Source organism: Kitasatospora sp. NPDC004615, from assembly GCF_042873545.1.
Classification (GTDB): domain Bacteria; phylum Actinomycetota; class Actinomycetes; order Streptomycetales; family Streptomycetaceae; genus Kitasatospora.
Map to the genome: position 1 here is coordinate 135083 of NZ_JBIALQ010000005.1, position 24596 is coordinate 159678.

Annotated in this window: 24 protein-coding genes; 14 read left to right on the plus strand and 10 right to left on the minus strand. The window is 73.3% G+C overall.

What is annotated here, in order from left to right:
• Positions 1-51: 51 nt before the first annotated feature.
• The 5 genes from ACFYS8_RS18490 to ACFYS8_RS18510 form a co-directional block, all read right to left on the minus strand.
• Entirely contained in the window at positions 52-1143 is a 1092-nt protein-coding gene (locus tag ACFYS8_RS18490; RefSeq protein WP_387642512.1) for a CehA/McbA family metallohydrolase, read from the minus strand.
• A gap of 64 nt (positions 1144-1207) precedes the next feature.
• Positions 1208-1678 carry an NUDIX domain-containing protein gene (locus tag ACFYS8_RS18495; protein WP_387642514.1) on the minus strand — a complete coding sequence of 157 codons (471 nt, stop codon included), beginning with the start codon at positions 1676-1678 and terminating at the stop codon, positions 1208-1210.
• Between the two features lie 107 nt (positions 1679-1785).
• Positions 1786-4005: an NADP-dependent isocitrate dehydrogenase gene (locus ACFYS8_RS18500; protein ID WP_387642515.1), complete on the minus strand. Its 2220-nt coding sequence runs from the start codon at positions 4003-4005 to the stop codon at positions 1786-1788.
• 135 nt (positions 4006-4140) lie between these two features.
• The gene (locus ACFYS8_RS18505) at positions 4141-5610 is read right to left on the minus strand and encodes an SDR family oxidoreductase (RefSeq protein WP_387642517.1); all 1470 of its coding nucleotides are present in this window, start codon (positions 5608-5610) and stop codon (positions 4141-4143) included.
• 48 nt (positions 5611-5658) lie between these two features.
• Positions 5659-6279: a CGNR zinc finger domain-containing protein gene (locus ACFYS8_RS18510; RefSeq protein WP_387642519.1), complete on the minus strand. Its 621-nt coding sequence runs from the start codon at positions 6277-6279 to the stop codon at positions 5659-5661.
• A 38-nt stretch (positions 6280-6317) separates the two neighbouring features.
• On the opposite strand from ACFYS8_RS18510, the gene ACFYS8_RS18515 reads away from it, so the two are divergent.
• Both ACFYS8_RS18515 and ACFYS8_RS18520 read left to right on the plus strand, forming a co-directional pair.
• Entirely contained in the window at positions 6318-7490 is a 1173-nt protein-coding gene (locus tag ACFYS8_RS18515; protein WP_387642521.1) for an MFS transporter, read from the plus strand.
• 104 nt (positions 7491-7594) lie between these two features.
• Positions 7595-9088: a DUF1214 domain-containing protein gene (locus ACFYS8_RS18520; protein WP_387642523.1), complete on the plus strand. Its 1494-nt coding sequence runs from the start codon at positions 7595-7597 to the stop codon at positions 9086-9088.
• Between the two features lie 14 nt (positions 9089-9102).
• On the opposite strand, the gene ACFYS8_RS18525 is transcribed toward ACFYS8_RS18520, so the two are convergent.
• Positions 9103-9807: a pyridoxamine 5'-phosphate oxidase family protein gene (locus tag ACFYS8_RS18525; RefSeq protein ID WP_387642525.1), complete on the minus strand. Its 705-nt coding sequence runs from the start codon at positions 9805-9807 to the stop codon at positions 9103-9105.
• A gap of 230 nt (positions 9808-10037) precedes the next feature.
• Here ACFYS8_RS18525 and ACFYS8_RS18530 point away from each other — a divergent pair, with 230 nt between their 5' ends.
• On the plus strand, positions 10038-10901 hold the full coding sequence (locus ACFYS8_RS18530; protein ID WP_387642527.1) for a universal stress protein: 864 nt from the start codon (positions 10038-10040) through the stop codon (positions 10899-10901).
• Positions 10902-11036: 135 nt separating this feature from the next.
• Positions 11037-11615, plus strand: coding sequence for a DUF4240 domain-containing protein (locus ACFYS8_RS18535; protein ID WP_387642529.1), 579 nt, complete (start codon positions 11037-11039; stop codon positions 11613-11615).
• A 28-nt stretch (positions 11616-11643) separates the two neighbouring features.
• Here the strand turns inward: ACFYS8_RS18535 and ACFYS8_RS18540 are convergent, their stop codons facing one another.
• Positions 11644-13317: a PP2C family protein-serine/threonine phosphatase gene (locus ACFYS8_RS18540; RefSeq protein WP_387642531.1), complete on the minus strand. Its 1674-nt coding sequence runs from the start codon at positions 13315-13317 to the stop codon at positions 11644-11646.
• Positions 13318-13518: 201 nt separating this feature from the next.
• Between ACFYS8_RS18540 and ACFYS8_RS18545 the strand changes: the two genes are divergently transcribed.
• The 6 genes from ACFYS8_RS18545 to ACFYS8_RS18570 all read left to right on the plus strand — a co-directional run bounded on the left by ACFYS8_RS18545 (position 13519) and on the right by ACFYS8_RS18570 (position 19311).
• The gene (locus tag ACFYS8_RS18545; protein ID WP_387642533.1) at positions 13519-14577 is read left to right on the plus strand and encodes a TerD family protein; all 1059 of its coding nucleotides are present in this window, start codon (positions 13519-13521) and stop codon (positions 14575-14577) included.
• 168 nt (positions 14578-14745) lie between these two features.
• Complete coding sequence (locus ACFYS8_RS18550) at positions 14746-15594, plus strand: hypothetical protein (protein ID WP_387642535.1); 849 nt, start codon at positions 14746-14748, stop codon at positions 15592-15594.
• A gap of 117 nt (positions 15595-15711) precedes the next feature.
• Positions 15712-16548: a hypothetical protein gene (locus ACFYS8_RS18555; protein ID WP_387642537.1), complete on the plus strand. Its 837-nt coding sequence runs from the start codon at positions 15712-15714 to the stop codon at positions 16546-16548.
• Positions 16549-16678: 130 nt separating this feature from the next.
• The gene (locus tag ACFYS8_RS18560; protein WP_387642539.1) at positions 16679-17515 is read left to right on the plus strand and encodes a hypothetical protein; all 837 of its coding nucleotides are present in this window, start codon (positions 16679-16681) and stop codon (positions 17513-17515) included.
• A gap of 260 nt (positions 17516-17775) precedes the next feature.
• Positions 17776-18855: a LacI family DNA-binding transcriptional regulator gene (locus tag ACFYS8_RS18565; RefSeq protein WP_387642541.1), complete on the plus strand. Its 1080-nt coding sequence runs from the start codon at positions 17776-17778 to the stop codon at positions 18853-18855.
• 60 nt (positions 18856-18915) lie between these two features.
• Positions 18916-19311 (plus strand): hypothetical protein, encoded by a 396-nt coding sequence (locus ACFYS8_RS18570; RefSeq protein ID WP_387642543.1) that lies wholly within the window; start codon positions 18916-18918, stop codon positions 19309-19311.
• Here ACFYS8_RS18570 and ACFYS8_RS18575 read toward each other — a convergent pair.
• A complete protein-coding gene (locus ACFYS8_RS18575; RefSeq protein ID WP_387642545.1) occupies positions 19274-19819 on the minus strand; it encodes a hypothetical protein in 546 nt (181 codons plus the stop codon). The two genes, ACFYS8_RS18570 and ACFYS8_RS18575, sit on opposite strands and share 38 nt — an antisense overlap.
• 121 nt (positions 19820-19940) lie before the next feature.
• Between ACFYS8_RS18575 and ACFYS8_RS18580 the strand changes: the two genes are divergently transcribed.
• The 3 genes from ACFYS8_RS18580 to ACFYS8_RS18590 are packed head-to-tail and all read left to right on the plus strand — an operon-like array spanning position 19941 to position 21932.
• Positions 19941-20414: a GntR family transcriptional regulator gene (locus ACFYS8_RS18580; RefSeq protein WP_387642547.1), complete on the plus strand. Its 474-nt coding sequence runs from the start codon at positions 19941-19943 to the stop codon at positions 20412-20414.
• On the plus strand, positions 20404-21282 hold the full coding sequence (locus ACFYS8_RS18585) for an ABC transporter ATP-binding protein (protein WP_387642549.1): 879 nt from the start codon (positions 20404-20406) through the stop codon (positions 21280-21282). Before ACFYS8_RS18580 ends, ACFYS8_RS18585 begins: the two co-directional genes overlap by 11 nt.
• Positions 21279-21932, plus strand: coding sequence for an ABC-2 transporter permease (locus ACFYS8_RS18590; RefSeq protein WP_387642551.1), 654 nt, complete (start codon positions 21279-21281; stop codon positions 21930-21932). Before ACFYS8_RS18585 ends, ACFYS8_RS18590 begins: the two co-directional genes overlap by 4 nt.
• Positions 21933-21986: 54 nt before the next feature.
• Here ACFYS8_RS18590 and ACFYS8_RS18595 read toward each other — a convergent pair whose 3' ends face one another.
• Positions 21987-22808, minus strand: a complete 822-nt coding sequence (locus ACFYS8_RS18595; protein WP_387642553.1) for a sigma-70 family RNA polymerase sigma factor — start codon at positions 22806-22808, stop codon at positions 21987-21989.
• A gap of 179 nt (positions 22809-22987) precedes the next feature.
• Between ACFYS8_RS18595 and ACFYS8_RS18600 the strand changes: the two genes are divergently transcribed.
• Positions 22988-23335 carry a DoxX family protein gene (locus tag ACFYS8_RS18600; RefSeq protein WP_387642555.1) on the plus strand — a complete coding sequence of 116 codons (348 nt, stop codon included), beginning with the start codon at positions 22988-22990 and terminating at the stop codon, positions 23333-23335.
• An 18-nt stretch (positions 23336-23353) separates the two neighbouring features.
• Here ACFYS8_RS18600 and ACFYS8_RS18605 read toward each other — a convergent pair whose 3' ends face one another.
• A complete protein-coding gene (locus ACFYS8_RS18605) occupies positions 23354-24376 on the minus strand; it encodes an LLM class flavin-dependent oxidoreductase (protein ID WP_387642557.1) in 1023 nt (340 codons plus the stop codon).
• Between the last annotated feature and the right edge of the window lie 220 nt (positions 24377-24596).

The following is a 24596-nucleotide window of genomic DNA, read 5'->3' on the forward strand; positions in this document are numbered from 1 at the left end:
GCGCACCCCACCGTCAGCACCCGCCCGAAGCGCACCGCCCGAACTTCGCGGTCAGCGCAGCAGGATCGGGTTGGTCAGCGCCGCCATCCGCCCGTCCGGGTGCCGGACTTCGACCCGCACGAAGGACGTCTCGGCCGCCGACGTACTCCGGCCCGCCGCCCAGTCCGCCTTGCCGCGCTCGGTGTGCACGCGCACCCGCGGGTCGGGGACGCCGGACAGCCGCAGGCGCAGCTCGACGGGGCGGCCGGCGGTGGCCAGGTGTTCGCCGATGCCCGCCCGGCGGCCGTCCGCCTCGGCGGTCAACTCTAGTGCCGCGTCAGGCAGCCTTTGCCCGTCAAGGAGCGGCGTCCGGTGCGTGCTATCGGCGTGCCGGACGGAAGCCCTCGTACTGGATGTACTTGGGTTTTCGACCGGTGCGGCGAGAGTGCGTGCCGGGCGTCGCGACGGGGCGAAGGCTGCCTGACGCGGCACTGGTTCCACGGTGGCGGATTCGGCGATCCAGCTGCGTCCGGCGCGGAGCGCGGCAAGGATCGCCGGGGCGCTGAGCTGCTCGGCGAACACCACGCTCTGCGGGGTGCCGAGTTGGCCCGCCAGGTGGGTGTCGCTGTTGCCCAGGGCGGGCTGCCAGTGCCCGGCGTGCACGCCGGCGGCCAGGCGGCGGCCCCATTCGGCGTGCGCGGCTTCGTTGTCCGCGTTCCATGGCCGGTCGGAGGTCCACTCGCCGTTCCACACCTCGACCGCGTCGAAGCTCTCCAGCGGGAACATCAAGTCCCCACCGGGGTACGGCGCGTGGGGGTGCGCGGCGACGCACAGCCCGCCTGCCGCCCGCACTTCGCGCAGCGCCCGGCGGAACGCCGGTTCGCCCACCCGGTGCTGCCAGTCGACGAGTTGGCCGGGGCGCAGTCCGAGCGCCAGCCAGTGGCCGGTGCGGGTGGTGACTTCCTGGCCGGGCAGGATCAGCAGGTCGTCGCCGTCGAGTCCGTCCCAAGTGCCGGGCGGGGCGGGGCAGTTGTGTTCGGTGACGATCAGGAAGTCCAGCCCGGCGGCGCGGGCCGCCGCGGCCAGTTCGGCGGGGGTGAGCTCCCCGTCCGAGTGCACCGTGTGCACGTGGCAGTCGCCCCGGTACCAGCCCGCGCCCCGCACCCGTCCACCTCCCCGTGGCCGTACCGTCAACGGCGCTGCGCGGCACGGGAGTTCCACCGACGGATCAGCCCAGGGCGAACCACGAAAAAGGGGCGTCGTCCAGCGCCTTGCCGAGCAGAAAGGCGTCGTTCGCGGACAGCGGCGGCAGCGCGTCCAGCGGGAACCACTCCACGGCGAGGGATTCGTCGTCGTTGACGTGCGCGATGCCGGTCAGGAACCGGCAACGGAAGGCAACGTTGAGGAACTGGACCTGGTCGCCGTTGGCGCAGACGGACGCGGGGAGGGTGTGGACGCTGGTGATCCGCTCGGGGCGGACGGTGACGCCGGTCTCCTCCAGGACCTCCCGCACCACCGCGTCGGCGGGCTGCTCGCCGGGTTCCATGATGCCGTGCAGCAGTGCCCAACGTCCGCTGTCAGAGCGGCGGTTGAGCAGGATCCGCCCGTCCTCCACCACCACCGCGGTCACGCCGGACAGCCACAGCGGAGCGTGCCCGATGTGCTCACGCAGGTCGAGGATGAACTTCGGGGTCGCCATGCCCCGCACCCTACGCGCGAGAGACAGAACGCGCAGACACGGCACGCCGCCGCCGGTCCCCGTGAGGGGGCCGACGGCGGCGCGACCGGTCAGCAACTGCCGTGGCGTCAGGCCAGCGTGGCGAGCGCGTCGTTGAAGGTCTTCGACGGGCGCATCACGGCGGCGGCCTTGGCCGGGTCGGGCTGGTAGTAGCCACCGAGCTCGACGGGCTGGCCCTGGACGGCGATCAGCTCGTCGACGATGGTCTGCTCCTGCTCGGCGAGGGACTGCGCGAGCGGGCCGAACGCGGCGGCGAGCGCGGCGTCCTCGGTCTGGGCGGCCAGCTCCTGGGCCCAGTACAGGGCCAGGTAGAAGTGGCTGCCGCGGTTGTCGATGCCGCCGAGGCGACGCGACGGCGACTTGTCCTCGTTGAGGAAGGTGCCGGTGGCGCGGTCCAGGGTGTCGGCGAGGACCTTGGCGCCGGCGTTGCCGGTGGTGGTGGCCAGGTGCTCGAAGGAGGCGGCCAGCGCGAAGAACTCGCCGAGCGAGTCCCAGCGCAGGTAGTTCTCCTTGACCAGCTGCTGGACGTGCTTCGGGGCGGAGCCGCCGGCGCCGGTCTCGAACAGGCCACCGCCCGCCATCAGCGGGACGACCGACAGCATCTTGGCGCTGGTGCCCAGCTCCAGGATCGGGAACAGGTCGGTCAGGTAGTCGCGCAGCACGTTGCCGGTGACCGAGATGGTGTTCTCGCCGCGGCGGATGCGCTCCAGGGAGTACTTGGTGGCCTCGACCGGAGACATGATCTCGATGGTCAGGCCCTCGGTGTCGTGCTCCGGCAGGTACTTCTTGACCTTCTCGATCAGCACGGCGTCGTGCGCACGGTTCGAGTCCAGCCAGAACACGGCCGGGTCGCCGGTGGCGCGGGCGCGGGTGACGGCCAGCTTGACCCAGTCCTGGATCGGCAGGTCCTTGGCCTGGCAGGCACGGAAGATGTCGCCGGGCTGGACGGCCTGCTCCAGGACGGTCTCGCCATCGGCGTCGACCAGGCGGACGGTGCCGGCGGCGCCGATCTCGAAGGTCTTGTCGTGGCTGCCGTACTCCTCGGCGGCCTGGGCCATCAGGCCGACGTTCGGCACCGAGCCCATGGTGGCCGGGTCGAACGCGCCGTGGGCGCGGCAGTCGTCGATGGTGGCCTGGTAGACGCCCGCGTAGCTGCTGTCGGGCAGAACGGCGAGGGTGTCGGCCTCCTTGCCGTCCGGGCCCCACATGTGGCCGGAGGTGCGGATCATGGCCGGCATCGAGGCGTCCACGATGACGTCGCTGGGGACGTGCAGGTTGGTGATGCCCTTGTCGGAGTCGACCATGGCGAGGGCCGGGCCGTCGGCGAGCTCGGCGTCGAAGGAGGCCTTGATCTCGGCGCCGTTGGCGAGCTTGTCCAGGCCGGCCAGGATGCCGCCGAGGCCGTTGTTCGGGTTCAGACCGGCGGCAACCAGCTCGGGGCCGAACGCGGCGAAGGTCTTCGGGAAGAAGGCGCGCACCACGTGGCCGAACAGGATCGGGTCGGAGACCTTCATCATGGTGGCCTTGAGGTGCACCGAGAACAGCACGCCCTCGGCCTTGGCGCGGGCGACCTGCGCGGCCAGGAACTCGTTCAGCGCGGCGGCGCGCATCACGGCCGCGTCGACGACCTCGCCGGCCAGCACCGGGACGTTCTCGCGCAGCACGGTGACGGCGCCGTCCTCGGTGACCAGCTCGATGCGCAGCGCGCCGTCCGCGGCGATCACGGCGGACTTCTCGGTGGACGCGAAGTCGTTGGCGCCCATGGTGGCGACGTTGGTCTTGGAGTCGGCCGACCAGGCACCCATGCGGTGCGGGTGGGTCTTGGCGTAGTTCTTCACCGACAGCGGGGCGCGGCGGTCGGAGTTGCCCTCGCGCAGCACTGGGTTGACGGCGGAGCCCTTGACCTTGTCGTACCGGGCGCGGATGTCGCGCTCCTCGTCGGTCTTCGGCTCGTCCGGGTAGTCCGGCAGGGCGTAGCCCTGGGCCTGCAGCTCGGCGATGGCGGCCTTCAGCTGCGGCATGGACGCCGACACGTTCGGCAGCTTGATGATGTTCGCGCCGGGGGTCTTGGCGAGCGCGCCCAGCTCGGCAAGGGCGTCCGCGATGCGCTGGTCCTCCTGGAGGAACTCCGGGAAGACGGCGATGATCCGACCGGCCAGCGAGATGTCACGGGTCTCCACGCTCACACCTGCGGTGGCGGCGTAGGCCTGGACAACCGGCAGGAAGGAGTACGTGGCGAGGGCGGGGGCCTCGTCCGTGTGGGTGTAGATGATGGTCGAGTCAGTCACCGTAGCTCCAGCTTCCACGTCTGCAACGTCTTGACGTCAAGATATCTCGACTCGGGGGCATCTCCGCAACCAACCCCCCACTCGGCGTCCGTCCACCGGTCTCAGTGCGCCTTCGCGCGGGCGGCGATACCGGTCTCAGTGCGCCTTCGCGCGGGCGGCGATGTTGCGTGCCATTCCACCGAACACCACCGCGTGGAACGGCGCGACCGACCACCAGTACGCCTGGCCGGCCAGGCCGTGCGGGTGGAACAGGGCGCGCTGCCGGTAGCGCGCGCCGTCGCCCTCGGGGGTGACGGTCAGCTCCAGCCAGGCCAGGCCGGGCAGCCGCATCTCGGCGCGCAGCCGCAGCAGCCGGCCGGGTTCGATCTCCTCGACCCGCCAGAAGTCCAGCGAATCGCCGACCCGCAGCCGCCCGGGCGAACGGCGTCCGCGCCGCAGCCCGACGCCGCCCGCCAGCCGGTCCAGCGCCCCGCGCACCCACCAGGCCAGCGGGAACGAGTACCAGCCGTGCTCGCCGCCGATCCCCTCCACCACCTGCCACAACGCCTGCGGCGACGCGTCCACGTGCCGCTCCCGGACGTCCTGGTACAGGCTGCCGCCCGCCCAGTCCGGGTCGGTGGGCAGCGGGTCGCTGGGCGCGCCCGGCAGCGAGGCCGAGGACCAGCGGGTGGTGACCTCGTCGTCGCGGATCCGGCGCAGCGCGAGGGTGACGGCCCGGTCGAAGCCGATCGCACCCCCGGGCGGGTCCGGGATCCACCGGGCGAGATCGTGCTCGCCGCACACCACCTCGTGCCGCAGCGATTCGACCAGCGGCCGGGCCAGCCCACCGGGGACGGGCGTCACCAGGCCGACCCAGAGCGCCGACAGTCCGGGCGTGAGCACCGGCACCGCGACGACGAGCCGGCGCCGCAGGCCCGCCAGCCGGGCGTAGCGCTGCATCATCGCGCGGTACGTGAGCACCTCCGGCCCGCCGATGTCGAACGCCCGGTCGGTGTCCGGCCCGTCCGGCAGCCCGGCCGCGCCGACCAGGTGTCGCAGCACGTCACGCACGGCGATCGGCTGGATCCGGGTGTCCACCCAGCGCGGCGCGACCATCACCGGCAGCCGCTCGGTCAGGTGCCGCAGCATCTCGAACGACGCCGACCCGGAGCCGATCACCACCGCCGCCCGCAGCTCCGTGACGGCCACCCCGCCCTCGCGCAGCGCCCGGCCGGTCGCCGCCCGGGAGCGCAGGTGCGGCGAGAGCTGTCCCTCCGGCACGTCCGGGGGCACCAGTCCGCCCAGGTAGACGATCCGCCGCACCCCGGCCCGCGCCGCCGCGCGCCCGAACGCGCGGGCGGCCGCCCGGTCCCTGGCCTCGAAGTCCGGCCCCGTGCCGAGCGAATGCACCAGGTAGTACGCGACCTCGATGCCGTCCAGCGGCCCGTCGAGCGTCTCGGGCCGGGTGACGTCCCCCGCGACGGCCTCCACCGCGCCGCGCCACGGGTGGTCCCGCAGCCGTGAGGGCTCCCGCACCAGGCAGCGCACCTGGTGGCCGTCCGCCAGCAGTTCGGGCACCAGCCGCCCACCGAGGTACCCCGTCGCCCCCGTCACCAGGCACCGCACCTGCCACCGCCTCCTCGCTCGACCGGGCCGATCCCGGCCCCGGCCCGGTCAGTTCAGCCGATCATCCTCGTCCCGGCCATCGCGGGTCGCCGCGATCCGGGCGCGGCGGTGCGCGGCGACGCGTTCGCGGGTGGCGCAGCGGCGGGAGCAGTAGCGGCGTTCGAGGCCGCTGCCCTGGGTGAGGTACACGTTCCGGCAGCGTGCCGCGGCGCAGCTCCCGCCGGGCGGGCGGCCGCGTTCCCACAGCAGGACGGCGAGGGCCAGGCAGGACGAGGCGATCAGCCAGTCGTCCCACGGGGCGTCGTCGTCGTGGTCGAGGTGGGGGTGCCAGCCGGTGGCGCCGCCGTGGGTGGTGAGCCGCAGCGGGCCGGTGCGTTCGCGCAGCAGGCGGTTGAGGGCGGCGGCCGCGCGGTCGGTGTCGGGCGCGTCGAACACCTCCCGCAGGCGGGCGGCGGCGGTGCGCAGCGCGTCGGCGTCCTCGGCGGTGAGGTGGACGGGCTCGGGTTCGCCGTGGGCGCGGAGGATCGCGGCGAGGGCGGCCGGTTCGGGGGCGTGGTCGGCGGCGAAGGCGTTGATGACGGCGGTGGCGCGGGCCGCCGAGGTGAGGACGGACGGTTTCGGCGGCGGTTCGGTGGCGGGGGTGGTCGGCACGTCGGCAATGTAACGCATCTTGTCGAGTTTTCCGTTACCGACGTAGCGTCCGGCGGGTGATCAGGAGTTCTTTCCCCGGACGGTGTCTGGCGGGGGCCGCGTTGGCCCGAACGGGTGACGAGATGTCGGGGCCCGCCCTGCTGCTGGCCGGTTTCGCCGCGGCGGGCTCGGCGGGCGAGGCCTCGGCCCTGCTGGCGGCCCTGACCGCCGCCTCGGCCATCGGCGGCCCCCTGCTCGGCGTCCACCTGGACCGGGCCCGCCACCCCGGCCGCCTGCTCGCCCGGGCCCTCGCGCTGTACGCCGCCGGCCTGCTCGCCGTCCTCGCCGCCCTGGGCCGGCTCCCGCTGCCCGCGATCCTTGCGCTGGCCGCCGCCACCGGCCTGCTCGGCCCGGCCCTCTCCGGCGGCTGGACGGCCCAACTCCCCCGGGTGACCCCGCCCGACCGGCTCCCCCGCGCCACCGCCCTGGACGCCATGACCTACGACGCGGCCGCCCTGGCCGGCCCCGCCCTGGCCGGGCTGCTCGCGGTCGCCCTCGACGCGAACGCGGCGGTCCTGCTCGCGGCGGCCCTGATCGCCGCAGCCCTGCCGGCGGCCTGGACGCTCCCCGCCCGCAACGCCGCCGCCCGGGCAACGGAATCGGTGCGCTCCGACCTCGCCTCCGGCCTACGGGTGTTGACGTCCCGTCCGACGCTGGCCCGGGCGACACTCGTCTCGGTCGGCGCCTGCGCGGGCCAGGGCATGCTGGCCGCCTGCCTGCCGCTGCTCGGCGAACGCGCGCTCGGCGGCGCGAGCCGCGGACCGCTGCTGCTGACCTGCACGGCGGTGGCCGCCCTGCTGGCGAACGCGGCACTCGCCCGACGCCCCCACCTGCTCCCGCCGGACACGGCCGTCCGCATCGGCGCGCTGCTGCAGGCAGCCGCACTGGCCCTGGCCGCGACCGGCGCGAACGGCCACCCATGGGTACTGCTCGCGGCAGCCACCCTGGCGGGCCTCGGCGACGGCCCACTGCTGACCGGCCTGTTCGCCGTCCGCCACCGCGAGTCCCCCGCCCACCTGCGCGGCCAGATCTTCACCACCGGCGCCAGCCTCAAAATCACCGCCTTCGCCCTCGGCACCGCCCTGGCCGGCCCGCTCGTCACCCACTCCGTACCCGCCGCCCTCACCCTCGCCGCCACCCTGACAGCCGCCCCGGCGCTGCGCCACCGTCCCAGCCGCAGCCCGGCCTGACACCCCCCGTCACGCTCGGTGCGGCGCCCGTCACCCCATGTACCTTTTGCGGCTATTGTGCGGTCTGCCATCCCCCGGTTCGCACTCAAACCAGAGGTGTCCACATGACGTCCGCACCCGACCGTTACCAGGACCTGGCGGCACTGCCGTTCGTCGGCGGCTATCCGACCGAGGAGTCTGCGCAGGCCCTGGAGGACGAACTGTTCTTCCAGCGCGCCGCCCAGGTCTACCTGTGGGCGCTGCCGACGGTGAGCGCGTGCGCGATGCGGGACGGGCTCGGTGCGGTGGTCGGGCGCGGGTACCAGGTGATGGCGGTGTTCGAGAAGCGGCTGAAGCCCCGGACGCTGATCACCACCCCGAACTGCGACGTCATCTACGGCATGGCCTTCGCGGACCTGGGCGTGACCGGCCCGCTCGTCGTCGAGGCCGCGCCCGGTGTTCAGGGGCTGGTGGACGACTTCTGGCACCGCCCGCTCACCGGGCCGGTCATCGACGGGCGGCAGTTCCTCGGCGACATCGGCCTGCCCGGCCCGGACCGGGGCGAGGGCGGCCGCTACCTGATCGTCCCGGACGGTGCCGAGCCGGAGAGCGCGGGCGAGTGGGACGACTTCTTCGTCTACCGCAGCCGCACCGACAACATCTACTTCCTGCTGCGCGGCTTCTTCAGCTCCGTCGACGACCTGTCACCGGGCATCGCGGCCATCGAGGGCATCCGCTTGCGCCCGCTGCACGGCGACGCGGAGCCGATGCACTTCGCCCATGCCTCCGACACCCCGGCCGACGCGCTCTTCCCCCGGGACGGCACGTTCTTCGACGTGCTCGACGCCTTCGTCCAGGCCGACCGGGTCGACCAGGTCGACCCCTACATGCACGGCGTCCTGGCCTCGCTGGGCATCCGCAAGGGCGGGCTGTTCGCCCCGACGCGGCGTCAGCGCGAACTGCTGGACCTGGCGGCGTGGACGGGCTGGAAGACGGCCAAGACCCTGGCCTCGCGCTACGACCGTGAGCCGGGCGCCCGGTGGTGGGCCGACCGCCAGTGGATCGCCCACGCCAAGACCGCCCAGGACGACTTCTTCCACACCCTGCTGGACGAGGAGTTCCGCGACCGCGCCACCGGGCACACCGACGTGAACGCCAAGGCGCACATGTTCGTCAACCACTACTCGATGAGCACCGGCATGATCACCTCGGTCGTCGGTCTCGGCGCCAAGTACGCGGGCACCTACCGCGACCACGACGGCGACCTGCTCACCGGCGAGCACACCTACCGCATCGACCTGCCCGCCGACCCGCCGGCCCGGCTCTTCTGGTCCCTCACCCTGTACGACGCGGAGACCGCCGCCCAGATCGACGTCCGCGGCCAGACCTTCTCGTCCCTCAACGGCATGGACGACATCGCCCCCAACCCGGACGGGTCGGTCACCCTCCGCATCGGCCCTGAACGCCACCCGGCGGGCGCCCCGAACTGGATCCGCACCGTCCCCGGCCGCGGCTGGTTCGCCGTCATCCGCTGGTACGGCCCGGAACAGGCCTTCTTCGACCGCCGGTACAAGCCCGGCGACTTCGTCAAAGACGCCGGCGACCACAGCAACGCCTGAGCCCCGTCAGCGAGTTACGCGCCCGAGGCGGTCCGGATCGTCCGCCCGGTGACGGTGTCGGGCGTCAGGCGGACCCAGCGGCCGTGCGCGGGGGGCTGGGGGAGCTCGGCGAGCAGGGCGGGGTCGGTGACGTACTCGAGGGGGCCGGTGAGCAGGACGCTCCAGCCCTCGTGGAGGTCGGCACCGGCGCGGTCCACCTCGAACGCGGCCTCGCCGCCCGTCGCGGCCTCGCCGCCCGTCGCGGCCCCGCCGACCGCGCCGGGGGCGAGGGCGCCGTCGGGGTTGGTGCGGTAGAGGATCGTCCGGTCGTGCACCAGGTAGCCGACCGGTCGGACCACGGGGCCGTCGGGGCCGGTGCGGGCGAGGCGGCCGAGGCCGCCGGTGCCGAGGCGGCTCCAGCATTCGGGGACGGTGAGTTCACCCAGGACGGGGGGTCCGACCAGCGGCGGGCCGTCCGGACGGGGCTCGGTGGCATGGACGCGTTCCGCGGGGCGGCCGGAGACGAGTTCCTGGTAGTCCAGGCCGAGGACCGCGGCCAGCCGGAGCAGTGCGGGCCGGTCGAAGTCGCATCCGAGTTCGAGCACCCGGCGCAGGTAGGCGATCGACATGCCGGCCCTGGTCGCGGCCTGCGCCTCGGTGAGTCCGAGGTCGGCGAGGCGGTCGGCGAAGCGCCGGGCGAGCGGTGCGGCAGGTACGTGTTCGTCGGTCACTTCGGTCACCTCCCTGATGGTGGTGGTACCTCCATGGTGCGCGCCCGCGCCCGGCTCCGTCAGAGGCCTTGGGCCCGTTTGGGCCCACCGCGGCACCCGCCTCCGCCGAAGGGACCAACGGCCCACCCGGGCGGGCCCGGCGACCCATGGCGGCCCCCGGGGGGTGGGGGAAGAGTGGTCAACGACTCCCGAGGCGGGCGGCAGGGCCCGCCGGGACTCAAACAGCGAAAGGCATCGCCATGACTCGTCCCGTTCTCGCCGCCGTAGACGCGTCCGTCCGCAGCCGGGCCGCCGCGCACTGGGCCGCCCAGGAGGCCGGCCGACGAGGGGCGCCGCTGCGCCTGCTGCACGCCTGGCCCTACATGGGCCGGAAGGTCAACGACCTGGTCAAGATGGACGAAGTGGAGATGGGCGCGCAGAACATGCTGGGCGACCTCGTCCAGGAGCTGGCCTCCGCCTACCCGGGGGTGGCGGTCTCCTCGGAGCTGGTGCCGGACTCGGCGATCGACGGCCTGACGGCCGCCGCCGAGCAGGGGCAGCTGCTGGTGATCGGCACCCGGGGCCTGGGCGGGTTCCGCGGCCTGCTGGTCGGCTCGGTGAGCCTGGGCGTGGCCGGCCGGTCGAAGACGCCGGTGGTGATGGTCCGCGAGGGCGGCCCGGCGCCGGAGTCGGACGAGCCGGAGGTGACGGTCGGCTTCGACGCGCTCGAACCGGCGGACGCCGTCCTGGAGTTCGCGTTCGAGGAGGCGCAGCTGCGCGGCGCCCGGGTGCGGGTGGTGCACGGCTGGGAGCTGCCGCCGACCTACGGTTACGCGGGCTGGGTCCCGGTGGAGAGCGAGCGCCAGGAGCTCGGTGCGCTGGCCGTCGGCATGGTCTCCGACGCGGTCGCGCCGTGGCGGGAGAAGTACCCGCGCACCCTGGTGCTGGAGGACGTCCGGACCGGTGGCGGCGCGGCCGCGCTGGTGGAGGCGTCGGCGCAGTCGGACCTGGTGGTGGTGGGCCGCCGCACCCGCGCCCTCAACATCGGCCCGAAGCTCGGTTCGGTCGCGCACGCGGTGATCCACCACGCGCAGGCCCCGGTGGCGGTCGTCCCGCACGACTGACACCTCCTCAAGCCCCCGGTCCCTCCCCCGGGCCGGGTCGCCAGGCCGCCCCGTCACCACCCACCGCCTCCGGGTGGCGACGGGGCGGCCGCATGGTTGCGGGCAGTGTCGTACCCGGCGGGCAGGCTGGCCGCCATGGACAACGACGAGTTCTGGCAGCTGATCGACTCCGCCCGGGCGGCGACCACACCGGCCGTGCCGTTCGAGCGGGCGCTGGTGGACGTGCTGGCCGCCCGCCCGGAGGCGGAGATCCTGCGCTTCAAGGTCTGCTTCGTCCGCCTGCGCGACGCCCTGTACCGGCGGGACATCTGGGCGGCGGCCTACCTGATCGGCGGCGGCTGCTCGGACGACTCCTTCATGGACTTCCGGGCCGGCGTGATCGCCGAGGGCCGCGCCTGGTACGAGAAGGTGCTCGCCGGGCCGGACGTGATCGCCGAGCACCCGGCGGCGGCCGGCGAGAACCGCTTCGACGCGGAGGACGTGTTCTTCAACGAGGACGTCAACTACGCGGCGTCGCACGCCTTCGAGCGCCGCACCGGCGACCGGGACGCCTTCCACCGGGCCTACGAACTCCACCTCGCCGAGCAGGGCATCGACCGCATCAAGGAATTCGCCGAGCGAAACGCGGGCATGGGCGAGTCCTTCGACTTCGACGACGACGCCGAGATGCACCGCCGCCTGCCCCGCCTGGCCGCGCTCTACCTCGTGGATTGACCGGCACTGCAATACAGTTGACGATGCGTCAGCGGTCGAAGCGGAACGCCAGCAGCGTCGCGTCGTCCTCCGAGAGCGGGCCGGACATGTCGCGGACCACGGCGTCCACCAGGTCCTGGAGCTCGGGTTCCGCGGCGTGCGCCTCGACGGCCGCGCAGAGGGCGGCGAGGCGGACGTCGATGTCCTGGTCGCGTCGTTCGATCAGGCCGTCGGTGTAGAGCAGCACGGTGTCGCCGGGCCGGACGAGCGTCTCGACGGCCCGGTAGCCGACGGCCGGCAGCACGCCGAACGGCGGGCCGACCTCGGCGGGCAGCAGGGTGGCGCGGCCGCCGCGCAGCAGGACCGGTGGCGGGTGGCCGGCGCAGATCCAGCGCAGCAGGTGCCGGTCGGGGTAGTAGCGGGAGACGATCGCCGTGGCGGTGGACTCGTCGCTGTCGTCGCTGGCGATCCGGTTGAGCCAGCCGCCGAGCGACTCCACCAGCGCGCCGGTGAACGCCAGCCCGGCCAGCGCGTGCCGCAGCATGGACATCAGCGCGACCGCGTCCAGCCCGTGACCCCGGGCGTCGCCGACGGCCAACAGGGCGCGGCCGTCCGGGAGTTGACGGACCTTGAACCAGTCGCCGCCGACCGGTCCCTCGGCCGGGCGGTAGGCGACGGCGGTGGTGACGCCGAGGCCGACCAGGGTCGCGGAGCGCGGCTGCAGCGCGTCCTGCAGGCGCTTGACGACGGTGTGCTCGGCGTCGGCGCGGCGGGCCTGGCGCTCGGTCTCCTCCTGCTGCTCGCGCAGCCGGCGCTGGCTCTCGTACAGCTCGGTGACGTCCTGCAGGACGGCCCGCAGGCCCTCGATCGGGCCGTCCTCGTCGCGGACCACCTCGGCCACCAGCCGGATCCGGCGGGGGCGGCCGATGCCGTACAGCTCGGTGAGCACGTCGATGTCCGCGCCGGTGGTGAGCAGCTTGTCCAAGGCGCGGTACAGCGCCGGGCGGGCGGTCTCGGTGACCCGGGCCAGCACCTCGGGGACGCTCAGCGTCGCGGTGTCCGGGGTGCGGCCGAGCAGCACGGCCAGGCCGGGCGAGATGTCGAGCCGCCCGTCGCGCAGGCTCCACTCGGCCCAGCCGACCCGGGCGATCCGCTGCGCGGCCCGGGCCGCCTGCTCGGTCCGGTCGTCGGTCCACAGCAGCAGCAGGCGGCGGCCGAGGCGGTGCACGGTGAGCCGCTCCCGGCGGCTGCGGGCGGTGCCGTCCGGGCCCGCGCCGTCCCAGCGCACCGGCAGGGCGCGGGCGGCGTGCCCGGTGCGCAGCACCTCCTCGACGGCGTCCGCGACCTGCTCCGTCCACAGCCCCGGGTACGCCTCCCGCAGCGACACGCCGTGCCCAGCGGCAAAGGGCCCTGACAGTTGCTCGGGGTGGTGCGGGTGCCGGACGACGGCCTCGTTGGCGATCACCACGGCCAGGTCCAGCACCGCGCCGTCGCCGTCCCGGACGGGTTCGGCGAGCACGGCCGCCTGCGGGACGGCGTCCAGCAGGCGGTACAGGTCCTGCTCCGGCGGGCGGGCCAGGTCCGGGTCGAGCGCGGCGTCGGGGACGAGCGGCGGCGGGCCGGGCGCGAGCTCCGGCGAGCGGCCCGGGTGCTCCTCGCGCAGCCGGCGGACGGTGCGGCGCAGCGCCTCGCCCCAGTCGGCCTGCCCGGCTCGCCCGTCCAACCCCCGCCCCTCTCCGCTCGGCGTTCCCTGTCACTGTTCCGGCCCGCCCCGCCGCCCGGCGACCGCACCGGCCCGGACGGGTGAGCCCCGCCGGCTGCCGGATCGACACTACGTCACCACCCTTCCGCGGGCCCGGGAACCCCCAGCTCAGGCGGGGCGTTGTCGGCACGGAACGATCTTCGGTTCGAGTGGAGGACCCGCATGTCAACGGCCTTGGCCAAGGGCGCAAACGTTCCCGTGCTCCGGGACGGCAAGGGCCCGACGACCGTCCTGGTCGGCCTCGGGTGGGAGGCCGCCGCCGCGTACGACCTGGACGCGAACGCGCTGCTGTGCGACGCCGACGGGAAGGCGCTCTCCGACCAGCACTTCGTCTTCTTCAACAATCTCACCAGCCCCGACGGCGCCGTCACGCACCTCGGCGACCCCGGCGACGGCACCGACCGCGAACGCCTGAGCATCGACCTGACCTCGGTCGAGGAACGGGTGCAGCGGATCGTCTTCACGGTGGCGATCTACGACGCCGACGAGCGCCGGCAGGCGTTCGGCTCGGTGCGCGGCGCGTACGTCCGCGTGGCGGACGCGGCGGGCACCGAACTGGCCCGCTACGAGCTCGGCCCCGAGGTGACCACCGAGACCGCCGTCGTCTTCGGCGAGCTCTACCGGAACGGCGGCGGCTGGAAGTTCCGCGCCATCGGCCAGGGTTACGCCTCCGGCCTGGCCGGCATCGCCACCGACTTCGGCGTCGCGGTCCTCGCCCCGGCGGCTCCGGCGGCTCCCGCGGTTCCCGCTGCTCCCGCGGCTCCGCCGATGCCTGCCGCCGCGCCCGCGCCGGTTCCGACGCCCACCGTGGCGGTGGCGGTTCCCGCGTTTCCCGAGACCTCCGGAGGCTCCCCGGTGACGTGCTTCTTCGACCCCGCGCACGGCCCCGGCAGCACGGCCGTCCTGTGGTCCCCGCAGTGGGGCGTCCCGCGTCAGATCCAGTCCTGCGGCGCCTGCGCCCAGCGCGTCCAGACCACCCCGCCGCCGTACTACACCGCCCCCGCCGCCGCCGGATACCCGCAGCAGGGCTACCCCGCCGCCACCCAGCCCGCGCTCCCCCAGCAGGGCGGCTACCCGCCCGAGCAGCCCCAGGGCCGCCGCTTCGGCACCGGCGCCCTGATCGGTGCGGGCGCGGCCGGCGTGGTCGGCGGCGTCCTGCTGGCCGAGGCGTTCGACGACGACGGCCCCGACGTCGTGGTGAACAACTACTACGAGGACTGACCCCGCCCTCTTCCCGCTGCGCCCCGGCCACCGTCCCCCGGCCGGGGCGCAGTCGCGTCTGCGCCACCCGGCGTCGACAAATCGCTTGCCGGACCGAACAGTTCAGGGTGTATGAATCGTGCGCCCAGGTAAATCGCGAGCCTACGAACAATGGGGGGTTCCGCACCCATGCGGAAGACCGTCTTCAAGCGCGCCACCGCGGCCCTGCTCGGCGCCACCGTCATCACCTTCGCGGCTCCCGCCGTCACCGCCACGGCGACAACACCACCGGCCACCCAGGCCACAAACCTGCCGAGCGGTCACACGCTCATGCCGGGGCAGAGCATCATCAGTGGCGAGACCGAGCTGCTGATGCAGTCGGACGGCAACCTGGTGCTCTGTCTGAACAACGACTCCGGCCACCACGGCCCGGCGCTGTGGGCCAGTGGCACCTACGGCAACCCCGGCGCGTACGCCTACATGCAGCCCGACGGCAACTTCGTGGTCTACCGCCAGGACGGCGGCCCGGACTCCGGCGGCGCCCTGTGGAGCACCGGGACGTGGGGGCACCCGGACGCGGTCATCTCCCTACTGAACGGCGAGCTGGGGCTCGGCGGTCCGGGCGGCTACTGGCAGACCCTCCTCAGATTCGGCCCGGAGGCCGGTGGCGCGAACGACAGGTTCGGCCCGCTGCCCTCGACTCTGGACGGCCACCGCTGGATCGAATCGAACTCGGTCTGGCTGGTCATGCAGGCCGACGGAAACCTGGTGCTCTACCGCAAGCGCGACGGCGCCGCGCTGTGGTCCACCGGAACCTACGGCCATTTGGGCAAGTACACATACGCGACCGCCAGCGGTTCGGCAGACGAGAATGCGCTGCAGGTCTTCGAACTCGACACCGGGTCCTCGCGGCTCTGGTCGATCCCGCTCAAGGGCCGGCCCGGCGACTACGCGAAGGTGCAGGACGACGGCAACTTCGTGCTCTACGGCAGCGACGGCACCGCCCGGTGGAGCACCGGCACCTGGGGCAACTGGTAGCCGGTCGACCTTCCCCGCATAAAATCGACAAATCGCTTGCCGGGACGCGCAGTTCAGGTTGTATGAATCGTGCGCCCACAGAATCGTGGGCCCACGGACAAGGGGGGTTCCGCACCTATGCGGAAGAACGTCTTCAAGCGCGCCACCGCGGCCCTGCTCGGCGCCGCTGTCATCGCCCTCGCGGCGCCCGCCGTCACCGCCACGGCGACGACGCCGCCGGCCACCCGGAGCACGGACCTGCTGAGCGGCCAGAAGCTCGCGACGGGTCAGAGCATGATCAGCGGCGCGTCCGAGCTGGTGATGCAGTCGGACGGCAACCTGGTGCTCTACCTGGACAGCGACACCGGCCACCGCGGCCCGGTGCTGTGGGCCAGCGGCACCTACGGCAACCCGGGCGCGTACGCCTACATGCAGCCCGACGGCAACTTCGTCGTCTACCGCCAGAACGGCGGCCCGGACACCGGCGGCGCCCTGTGGAGCACCGGGTCCTGGGGCCACCCGGACGCGACCGCCCATCTGCTGAACGGCTGGCTGGCGGTCTCCGGTCAGCAGGTGTACTGGCAGACCCACACCGGATACTCCCCGGCCCCCGGCACCGCGAACGACACGCTCGACGCACAGCGCCCTGCTCTGCCGTCCGGCACCTGGATCGAGTCGAACTCGGTCTGGCTGATCATGCAGCTCGACGGAAACGTGGTGCTCTACCGCAAGCGCGACGGCGCCGTGCTGTGGGCCTCCGGGACCAGCGGCCGTCCGGGCACGTTCCTGAGGCTCGCGGGCGCGCCGGACGCCGGTGCGCTGGGGATCATCGACCCCAGCGTCGGCACCATCTGGTCCCTCCCGATCGCGAACCGGCCCGGTGACCGCGCGAAGGTGCAGGACGACGGCAACTTCGTGCTCTACGGCAGCGACGGCACCGCCCGCTGGAGCACCGGCACCTGGGGCAACTGGTAGCCCGCCGTCCCGCCCCGGGGTGGCGCCGCGCAAGATCGATAAATTGCGTGGCGGGCCGCGGAGTTCACGGTGTATGAATCTTGCGCCCACGTGAATCGTGGGCGCAAGGAACAAGGGGGGTTCCGCACCCATGCGGAAGAACGTCTTCAAGCGCGCCACCGCGGCCCTGCTCGGCGCCACCGTCATCACCTTCGCGGCGCCCGCCGTCACCGCCACGGCGACGACGCCGCCGGCTTCGGAGAGCACGAGGCTCCTGAGCGGCCAGAAGCTCATGCCGGGGCAGAGCATGATCAATGGCCAGTCCGAGCTGGTCATGCAGTCGGACGGCAACCTGGTGCTCTACCTGGACAGCGACACCGGCCACCGCGGCCCGGTGCTGTGGGCCAGCGGCACCTACGGCAACCCGAACGCGTACGCCCACATGCAGCCCGACGGAAACTTCGTCGTCTACCGCCAGGGCGGCCCGGACGCCGGCGGTGGCCTGTGGAGCAGCGGGACCTGGGGCCACCCGGGCTCGGAGGCCTATCTGTGGAACGGCTGGCTGGCAGTCTCCGGTCAGGGGTTGCGGTGGGACACCCATACCGGACTCACCCAGACACCCGGCGGCGCCCCGGGCGACACGCTCGACTCAAGCCGCACCACGCTGTGGTCCGGCAGCTGGCTCGAGTCGAACTCGGTCTGGCTGATCATGCAGCTCGACGGGAACCTGGTGCTCTACCGCAAGCGCGACGGCGCCGTACTGTGGGCCAGCGGTTCCCAGGGCCACCCGGACAACTACGCGCACGTCTGGGGATCGACGAGCAACCCGGCCCTGTTCCTCTCCAGCGTCCAGGCCGGCAAGACGTGGGAGCTCCCGATCCAGGGCCGGTCCGGTGACCGCGCGAAGGTGCAGGACGACGGCAACTTCGTGCTCTACGGCAGCGACGGCACCGTCCGCTGGAGCACCGGCACCTGGGGCAACTGGTAGCCGGAGCCGTCCGGCCCGGCGTCCCCGGCCGCCCCGGCGTCACAGACCTCGCTCCGTGGCGCCGGGGCAGGCCATGGGCAATTGCCCCGAAGTGACGGGGAGGGAGTTGGCCTGCGCGAGCCGCACCGGGCCCGGGGTTCGGCCACCTCCTCCGCCGGCCCCGGCGTCGATGCTGCGCAGGCTCTTGACGGTGCACCGACCAGCACCTACGGTGCGGACACCGGCGGCCCCGGGCGGGTGGCCACGGCATACCCCGTTCCGTGCCAGGAAGGGCGGCCGCGTTGCCACTTCACCCGCTCCCCCACTCCGGCGGCATTGGACCGCTCCCGACTCCAGGTCGGCCTGATCCGTGCGGTCCGCCGCCCGGGCCGACGCTCGCTCAGGTCGCGGCGCACGCGGGGGTGTCCAGCGCCACCGCGTCCCGGGTGCTGAACCGGTCCGCGCCGGTCTCGGCGCAGGTCGCCGCCCGGGTCGAGTCCGCCGCCCTCGAGCTGCGGTACGTCCGCCACCGGGCGCCCACCGCGAGCGCGCGGGGCACGGGTGCGATCGCCGTGGTCGCGTTCGCGGACGTGCTGCGGTTCCATGCCGATCCGTTCCCGGTGCGGCTCCTCGCGGGGGCTCAACGCGTCGTGCCCGAGCGGGAGTTGGCCGTGCTCATGGCGGGCCCGGGGCCGGCCAGGCCGTCGCTGGTGCGGTACCTGTGCGGCGGGCATGTGGACGGGGTGCTGCTGGTCGGGCGGTGGGGCGATCCCGCGCTGCCGGGGCTGTTGCAGGCGGCGGGCGTGCCGGTGGTCGCGCTGGGGCGGCCGCCGCAGTCGCAGCGCCTGGCGCACGTGGACGCCGACAACCTGCGCGGCGCCCGCGCCGCCGTCCGCCTGCTGCACCGGGCCGGTCGCCGCCGGATCGCCACCATCGCCGGGCCACCCGACACCGCGGCGGGCGCGGACCGCCTGGCCGGCTACCGCCGCGCCCTGCTCGACCACGACGACCAGGCCCGCTGCGCCGTCGCGTACGGCGACTTCGGATCCCGGTCCGGCGAGCACGCGATGCTCCGGCTGCTCGGTCAATTCCCGGACGTGGACGCCGTGTTCGCCGCCTCCGACGCGATGGCCGTGGGCGCCCTGCGCGCACTGCGCCGGCTGGGCCGCCGCGTCCCGGACGACGTCGCCGTGGTCGGCTTCGACGACTCCCCCGCCGCCGCCACCGCCCGCCCCGGACTCACCACCGTCCGCCAGCCCGTCGAGGACCTCGGCGCCCGGGCCGTCGAACTCCTCCGCGACCCGTCCCCGTCCCGCTCCGTCGTCCTGCCCACCCACCTGGTGGTCCGCCAGTCCTGCTGAGCCCGCCGCGAACCTGCGATCATGGGCGGCCGAGGCCAATACGCGTGCGGAGGTGGGACGGTGACGAGCGAGACGTGGCGGGGGTTGCAGCCGTTGCGGGTGGCGCCCGGCTGGGTGATCGACATGAACAGCCTCTACGCCGTGGACCCTTCACCGGAGACCATGGAGTGGCTCTACGGGTCGGTGCTGGTGAGTGGTCACCTGGTTCGCGGCGGGCTGTGCTTCGACGCACGCTGGGAGCCGGAGGGGGATCCGGAGGGGCGCTACGAGGTCGACTTCCTCGTCCTGGCCGGGTTCAAGCAGAAGGGCGTTCCGGCCGGTGTGCACACCTACCTCGGCAGCTGGAGCACCCGGAGTCGGCGCGAACTCGTGGCGGTCCTGGAGGAGTTCATGTTCACCAGGAAGCCGCCGGCCGACCTCACGCCGCCCCCTCCGGACACCGCAGGCAACAACTGACCGGCCCGCGACGGAATGGGCAGCTGCTGGAAGGCGGATCCGCCAGCAGCACCACCCGGTCCGCCGCCGGGTCGAAGCCCAACACCGGGTGCCCGTAGTCGCCTTCGGCGGCCAGCTGCACCGGTTTGCCGAGTCGGCGGCCGATCGTGCGCAGCAGGTGGCACAGGTGGTCGACTCCGGTCTGGCCCTGCAACTCGCGCAGGTCGACGTCGAAGTCGATCTCCTCGTCGGACAGCAGCCGGAAGATCGCCAGCACGCCGGGGACCGGCCGCACCCGCAGCTCGACCGCCTCCGCATCGGCGGGCCGCGCCAATACCTCGGCGGCGCGCGGCAGTTGCTCGGCGACGCCGCCCACCATGTACTCCCACGTCCATCCCGCCGTTCCGACCAGGTCGAACAGCGCCTGCCAGTCCGCCACCGAGGCGCCCGGCACGGACACGTCGGGCAGCGCACCCATCAGGTCGGCGTCGAAGAACTCCCTGACGTCGTCCCACAGCAGATCCGGCATCCCGCCATGCTGCCCGACGGCGGCGGATGTGACGAACTCCCTTCCACTCATACTGTCCTGACTGTCTATAGTGTCCATGAACAGTATGAGACGAGGCGAAGGGGGCGCCACCGTGCGCGTGGTGTTGTCGAACAGTTCCGGGGTCCCGCTGTATCAGCAGATCAAGGACCAGATCGGGCTCGCCATCCTCTCGGGGGAACTCACCGAGGGCACCGCACTGCCGTCCGTCCGGGCGCTGGCACGCGACTTGCGGATAAGCATCATCACCACCGGCCGGGCCTACGCGGAGCTGTCGGCGGACGGGTTCATCACCACCGTCCCCGGCAAGGGCGCGTTCGTGCTGCCGCTGGATTCGGCGCTGGTACGGGAGCAGTTGCTGCGGCAGGTGGAGGACGGGTTGCAGGCGGCGCTGGACGCGGCGGGGCGGGCGGGGCTCGAACGGGAGGACGTGATCCGGATGCTCGACGGACTGATCGAGGCCGAGCCGGAGCACGCGCACGAAGGGTCGAGGCACGTGCACGAAGGGTCGAGGCACGTGCACGAAGGGTCGAGGGACGCGCACGAAGGGTCGAGGGAGGTGGCCGATGCCAAGTGACCTCGCTTTCGCCCTGCGCGGAGTGCACGCCACCGCTGGCCCCGAATTCGCGCTGCGCGACGTGAGTTTCGAGCTGCCGACCGGGTACGTGATGGGGCTGATCGGCGCGAACGGCGCCGGCAAGACCACCACCATCCGCTGCCTGCTGGGCATGCGCGGGATCGACGGCGGCGAGATCGAGCTGCTCGGCCACCGGGCGCCGGGGCCGGTCGAGTTGCGGCAGGACGTCGGGGTGGTGCTCGACCACTCCTACCTGGTGGGCGAGTGGCGGCTCGCCGAGGTCGAGCGCACGCTGCGCCCGTTCTACCAGCGCTGGGACGGCGACCGCTGGCGGCACTTACTGGACGAGTTCGGCCTCGACCCGCGGGCGAAGGTCAAGGACCTGTCGCGCGGCATGTCGATGAAGCTGATGATCGCCGTCGCGCTGTCGCACCGGGCGCGGCTGTTGGTGCTGGACGAGCCGACCAGCGGGCTGGACCCGGTCGCCCGGGACGAACTCGTCGGCATCATCGGAGAGTTTCTGCTCGACGAAGGACACAGTGTGCTCTTCTCCACGCACATCACGACCGATCTTGACCGGATCGGCGATCATTTGACGATCATTCACGGCGGCCAGATCATCCGTGCAGGGACTAAAGACGAGATCCTGGACGCGTACCGGGTGGTACGCGGCGGGCCGGACGACCTGACCGGCCTGATCGGCGTCGAACTGATCGGCCCCCGCCGGACGGCGACCGGCGCCGAGGCGCTGGTGCACACCGAGGAGGCCGACCTGCTCGGCCGCGACGTGCTGGTGGAGGCGCCCACCCTGGAGCAGATCGCCGTCCACATCGGCGCCCCGGCGCGGACCGGCGGGGTGACGCGATGACCGCCCTGGCCCGGGTGACCGTGCTGCACCTGCGCACGGTCGCGCCGTACCGCACCCAGGGGCTGCTGGTGTTCGGCGTGATGGTCCTGGTGCTGGCCCACCAGCCGGCCCGGCTGCTGCCGGTGCTGGCCGTCCTGCTGGCCCCGCTGATCGCCGTCCACCCGTTCGTGGTGGCCGACCGGTCGGGGCTGGCGACGCTGTACGCGGTGCTGCCGGTGCCGCGCCGCACCGTGCTGCTGGGGCACTACGTCTGGGCGCTGGCCGGGTTCGTCGCCACCGTCGGCGCGGGCACGGCGGCGGCCGTCCTGATCGCCCGCGCCGGGGGCACGCCGCTCGGCACGCACGACGTGCTGATGGTGCTGACGCTGTGCTGGGCGCTGTTCGCCGTCAACATCGCGATCCAGTTCCCGCTGCTGATCCGCTTCGGCTACGCGCGGGTGAGCGTGCTGGCCACCACCCTCCCGCTGGTGCTGGTGATGACGGCCGTGGTCCGGCTGCACCTGACGCTCGAATCCGTCCGCCCCTGGCTGCCCCTGCTCTGGCCGGCCGGCCTCGCCACCGTGGCGCTCTCCGCGCTACTGGCCATCCGCCTGCCCGAACCCCGGCCCCGGACTCGGCCCCGGCGCCTGTCGCCGCAGCCGCAGCTATAGCCGTGTGGAACGGACTGGCGGGCGGCCGACGCGCCGTTCTGCGCGTCGGGTTCGCTAGCGTGCGGGCGTGATCTCGATCCTGGCGACCAGTCCGCCGGGGTCGAGGTGCAGGCGGATCAGCGCGTAGGGCCGGCCACCGGGGGCGATCACCGCGCCCGGGCGGCCGGCCAGCAGCAGCGGGGTGGCCAACGCGATGCGGGCCGCGAAGGCGCGGGTCTCGGTGGCGATGGCCTCCGCGCCGCGCACCTCGGTGGGGGCGCCGGGCGGCAGCAGGCGGGGGTCGGCGAGCCGGACGGCGTCGGGGGCCAGCAGGGTGACCAGCTGGGCCAGGTCGCCGCCCCGGGCGGCAGCCAGGAAGGCGTCCACGACCCGGAGCTGGGAAGCGGCGGGGGTGCCGGGTTCGGGGTGGCCGGCGCGCAGCGCGGCGCGGGCCCGGCTGGCGAGTTTCTTCGCCGCGTCGGTGCGGATCTCCAGCACCTCGGCCACCCGGTCGAACGGGACGGCGAACAGGTCGTGCAGGACGTACGCCACGCGCTGCCGGGGCGGGAGCGCGTCGAGCAGCACCAGCAGCGCCCGGGAGACCTCCTCACGGCGCAGGAACGCCTCCTCGGCGGCGAGCTCCTCGGACTGGAAGTCCTGTCCCAGCAGCGGAATTTCGGGGCGCCGGACGCGGGCTCGCAGTTGGTCGACGCAGAGCCGGGCGGTGACGGTGGTGAACCAGGCACCAGGGTTGTCGAGGGCGGCGGGGTCGACGGTGTGCGCCCTGGTCCAGACGGTCTGCACGGCGTCCTCGGCGTCCTGGCGGGAACCGAGGATGCGGTGGGCCAACGAGAGCAGCCTGGGCCGGGCCGCCTGGAATTCGTCGATCAGTTCCACGGGGAGGGTCACCTTTCGGGTGCGGGGGTCGTCGGGAGGGGCGAGAGAGAACGACCGACCGCAGTTCGGGCCTGCTTCCCGAACGAAAATCGTGGAGACGTGATGAGTCTACTGTTCGCCGATCGAGGGCTCTGGCAACCGGGTCCGGTTGATGCTTCGGTTGATGCGAGGTGGCGGTGATGGGCGAGGTAGCGCTGGTGGCCGTCACGGTGTGCTGCGCGCTGGCGAACGCCGTCGAGGTGGGGGCGAAGGCGGTGCGGGCCGGGTTCGTGGTGCGGAACGCGACGGCGGTGGGTCTCGCGCCGCGCTGGATCCCGCACTTGGCCTGGCTGGAGGGCGCGGGCGTGGTGGGTCTGCTGGCCGGGCTGTGCGGCCTGCGGCCGCTGGGGTTGGCGGCATCCGTCGGGCTGGTGCTGTTCTTCGTCGGCGCGGTGCTGGCGCACCTGCGGGCGCGGGTGCTGCACAACCTGGCGTTCCCGCTGGTGTTCCTGTTCCTGGCGATCGGATCGACGGCCTACTTCCTGTGAACTCGCTGGCCCGGCCGGTCAGTTGGCGGTGGGCTTCCAGCCGAGCAGCGGGCCGAGGCGGGTGGCGAGGTCGGTGAGGATCTGCGTGTAGTCCTCGGGCTCGAAGGTGAACGGCAGCGCGAACGCCACCTCGTCCACCTCGCGGAACGCGGCGTGCGCGTACAGCAGTTCGGCGAGCTGTTCGGAGCCGCCGACCAGGTCGGGGGCGAACAGCAGCCCGCCGGGACCCTGCGGAGCGAGGGTGCGGGCGTGCCGGGAGGCCGCGTACGCGCGGTACTTGGCGCGCTGGGCGGGCGTGGCGCTGTCGGTGGGGATCACCACCAGGCCCTGCGAGACCCGGGCCCGTTCGCCGTCGGGGTGTTCGGCCCGAAAGGCGCGGATCTGGGCGAGCTGGTTGGCGGTGAAATCCGCGCTCTCCTCGGCCTTCACCACGCTGCTGGTGAGCAGGTTCAGTCCCTGCTGCCCGGCCCAGCGGGCGGAGCGCAGGCTGCCGCCGCCGTACCAGACCCGCCCGGCCAGTCCGGGGACGTGCGGCTGGACGCGTTCCGAGTACGACTCGATGCCCTCGGTGCCGCGGAAAGCGCTTGCCGCGTCGCCGCGCAGCAGGCCGAGCAGCCGTTCGACCCGGCCGTAGCCGAAGTCCTCCCGCTCGGCGGAGTCGGGGTACAGCGCGTCCTTCACGTCCTCGTAGTGCGCGGGGATGCCGACGCTGACACCGGGGTTGAGCCGTCCCCCGGACAGCACGTCGACGGTCGCCAGGTCCTCGGCGTACCGCAGCGGGTTCTCCCAGCCGAGCGGGGTGACGGCGGTGCCGAGGGCGATCCGGCGGGTGCGCTGGGTGGCGGCGGCGAGCACGGTGAGCGGCGAGGAGATGCCGTACTGGAGGTGCCGGTGGCGCAACCAGGCGCTGTCGAAGCCGAGTTGTTCGCCGAGTTCGATCAGCCGCAGGGTGGCTTCGTGGCCCTCGGCGGGCCGGTGTTCGTCGAACAGTCCGATGGTCAGGAAACCCAGCGAACGCAGTGGCCGGTCGGGGGTGGGCACCGGGTTCCTCCTGGGGTTCCTCCGCGCGCGGCGACGGCCCCGCACGGCCGCCCGTCCCGCTCCCGCCACCACGCTCACACACCAAGGGCGGCGCGATCAACGGGGCGGCGGGCGATTGTGACGGGACGTCGCGCCACCGCAATGGCGCGAAATCCTCCCGTCACCTCGCCCGCCGCGTCCGACCGTTCCGGCCTCAGCCTCGGTACGTCCCGCCCCTGAG

What these genes read in the sequence shown, in the direction of transcription:
- ACFYS8_RS18495 (WP_387642514.1), bottom strand. Translation starts at nt 1,678, where the DNA reads ATGGCGACCCCGAAGTTCATCCTCGACCTGCGTGAGCACATCGGGCAC.
- ACFYS8_RS18510 (WP_387642519.1), bottom strand. Translation starts at nt 6,279, where the DNA reads ATGCGTTACATTGCCGACGTGCCGACCACCCCCGCCACCGAACCGCCG.
- ACFYS8_RS18520 (WP_387642523.1), top strand. Translation starts at nt 7,595, where the DNA reads ATGACGTCCGCACCCGACCGTTACCAGGACCTGGCGGCACTGCCGTTC.
- ACFYS8_RS18530 (WP_387642527.1), top strand. Translation starts at nt 10,038, where the DNA reads ATGACTCGTCCCGTTCTCGCCGCCGTAGACGCGTCCGTCCGCAGCCGG.
- ACFYS8_RS18535 (WP_387642529.1), top strand. Translation starts at nt 11,037, where the DNA reads ATGGACAACGACGAGTTCTGGCAGCTGATCGACTCCGCCCGGGCGGCG.
- ACFYS8_RS18545 (WP_387642533.1), top strand. Translation starts at nt 13,519, where the DNA reads ATGTCAACGGCCTTGGCCAAGGGCGCAAACGTTCCCGTGCTCCGGGAC.
- ACFYS8_RS18550 (WP_387642535.1), top strand. Translation starts at nt 14,746, where the DNA reads ATGCGGAAGACCGTCTTCAAGCGCGCCACCGCGGCCCTGCTCGGCGCC.
- ACFYS8_RS18555 (WP_387642537.1), top strand. Translation starts at nt 15,712, where the DNA reads ATGCGGAAGAACGTCTTCAAGCGCGCCACCGCGGCCCTGCTCGGCGCC.
- ACFYS8_RS18560 (WP_387642539.1), top strand. Translation starts at nt 16,679, where the DNA reads ATGCGGAAGAACGTCTTCAAGCGCGCCACCGCGGCCCTGCTCGGCGCC.
- ACFYS8_RS18575 (WP_387642545.1), bottom strand. Translation starts at nt 19,819, where the DNA reads ATGCCGGATCTGCTGTGGGACGACGTCAGGGAGTTCTTCGACGCCGAC.
- ACFYS8_RS18585 (WP_387642549.1), top strand. Translation starts at nt 20,404, where the DNA reads ATGCCAAGTGACCTCGCTTTCGCCCTGCGCGGAGTGCACGCCACCGCT.
- ACFYS8_RS18590 (WP_387642551.1), top strand. Translation starts at nt 21,279, where the DNA reads ATGACCGCCCTGGCCCGGGTGACCGTGCTGCACCTGCGCACGGTCGCG.
- ACFYS8_RS18600 (WP_387642555.1), top strand. Translation starts at nt 22,988, where the DNA reads ATGGGCGAGGTAGCGCTGGTGGCCGTCACGGTGTGCTGCGCGCTGGCG.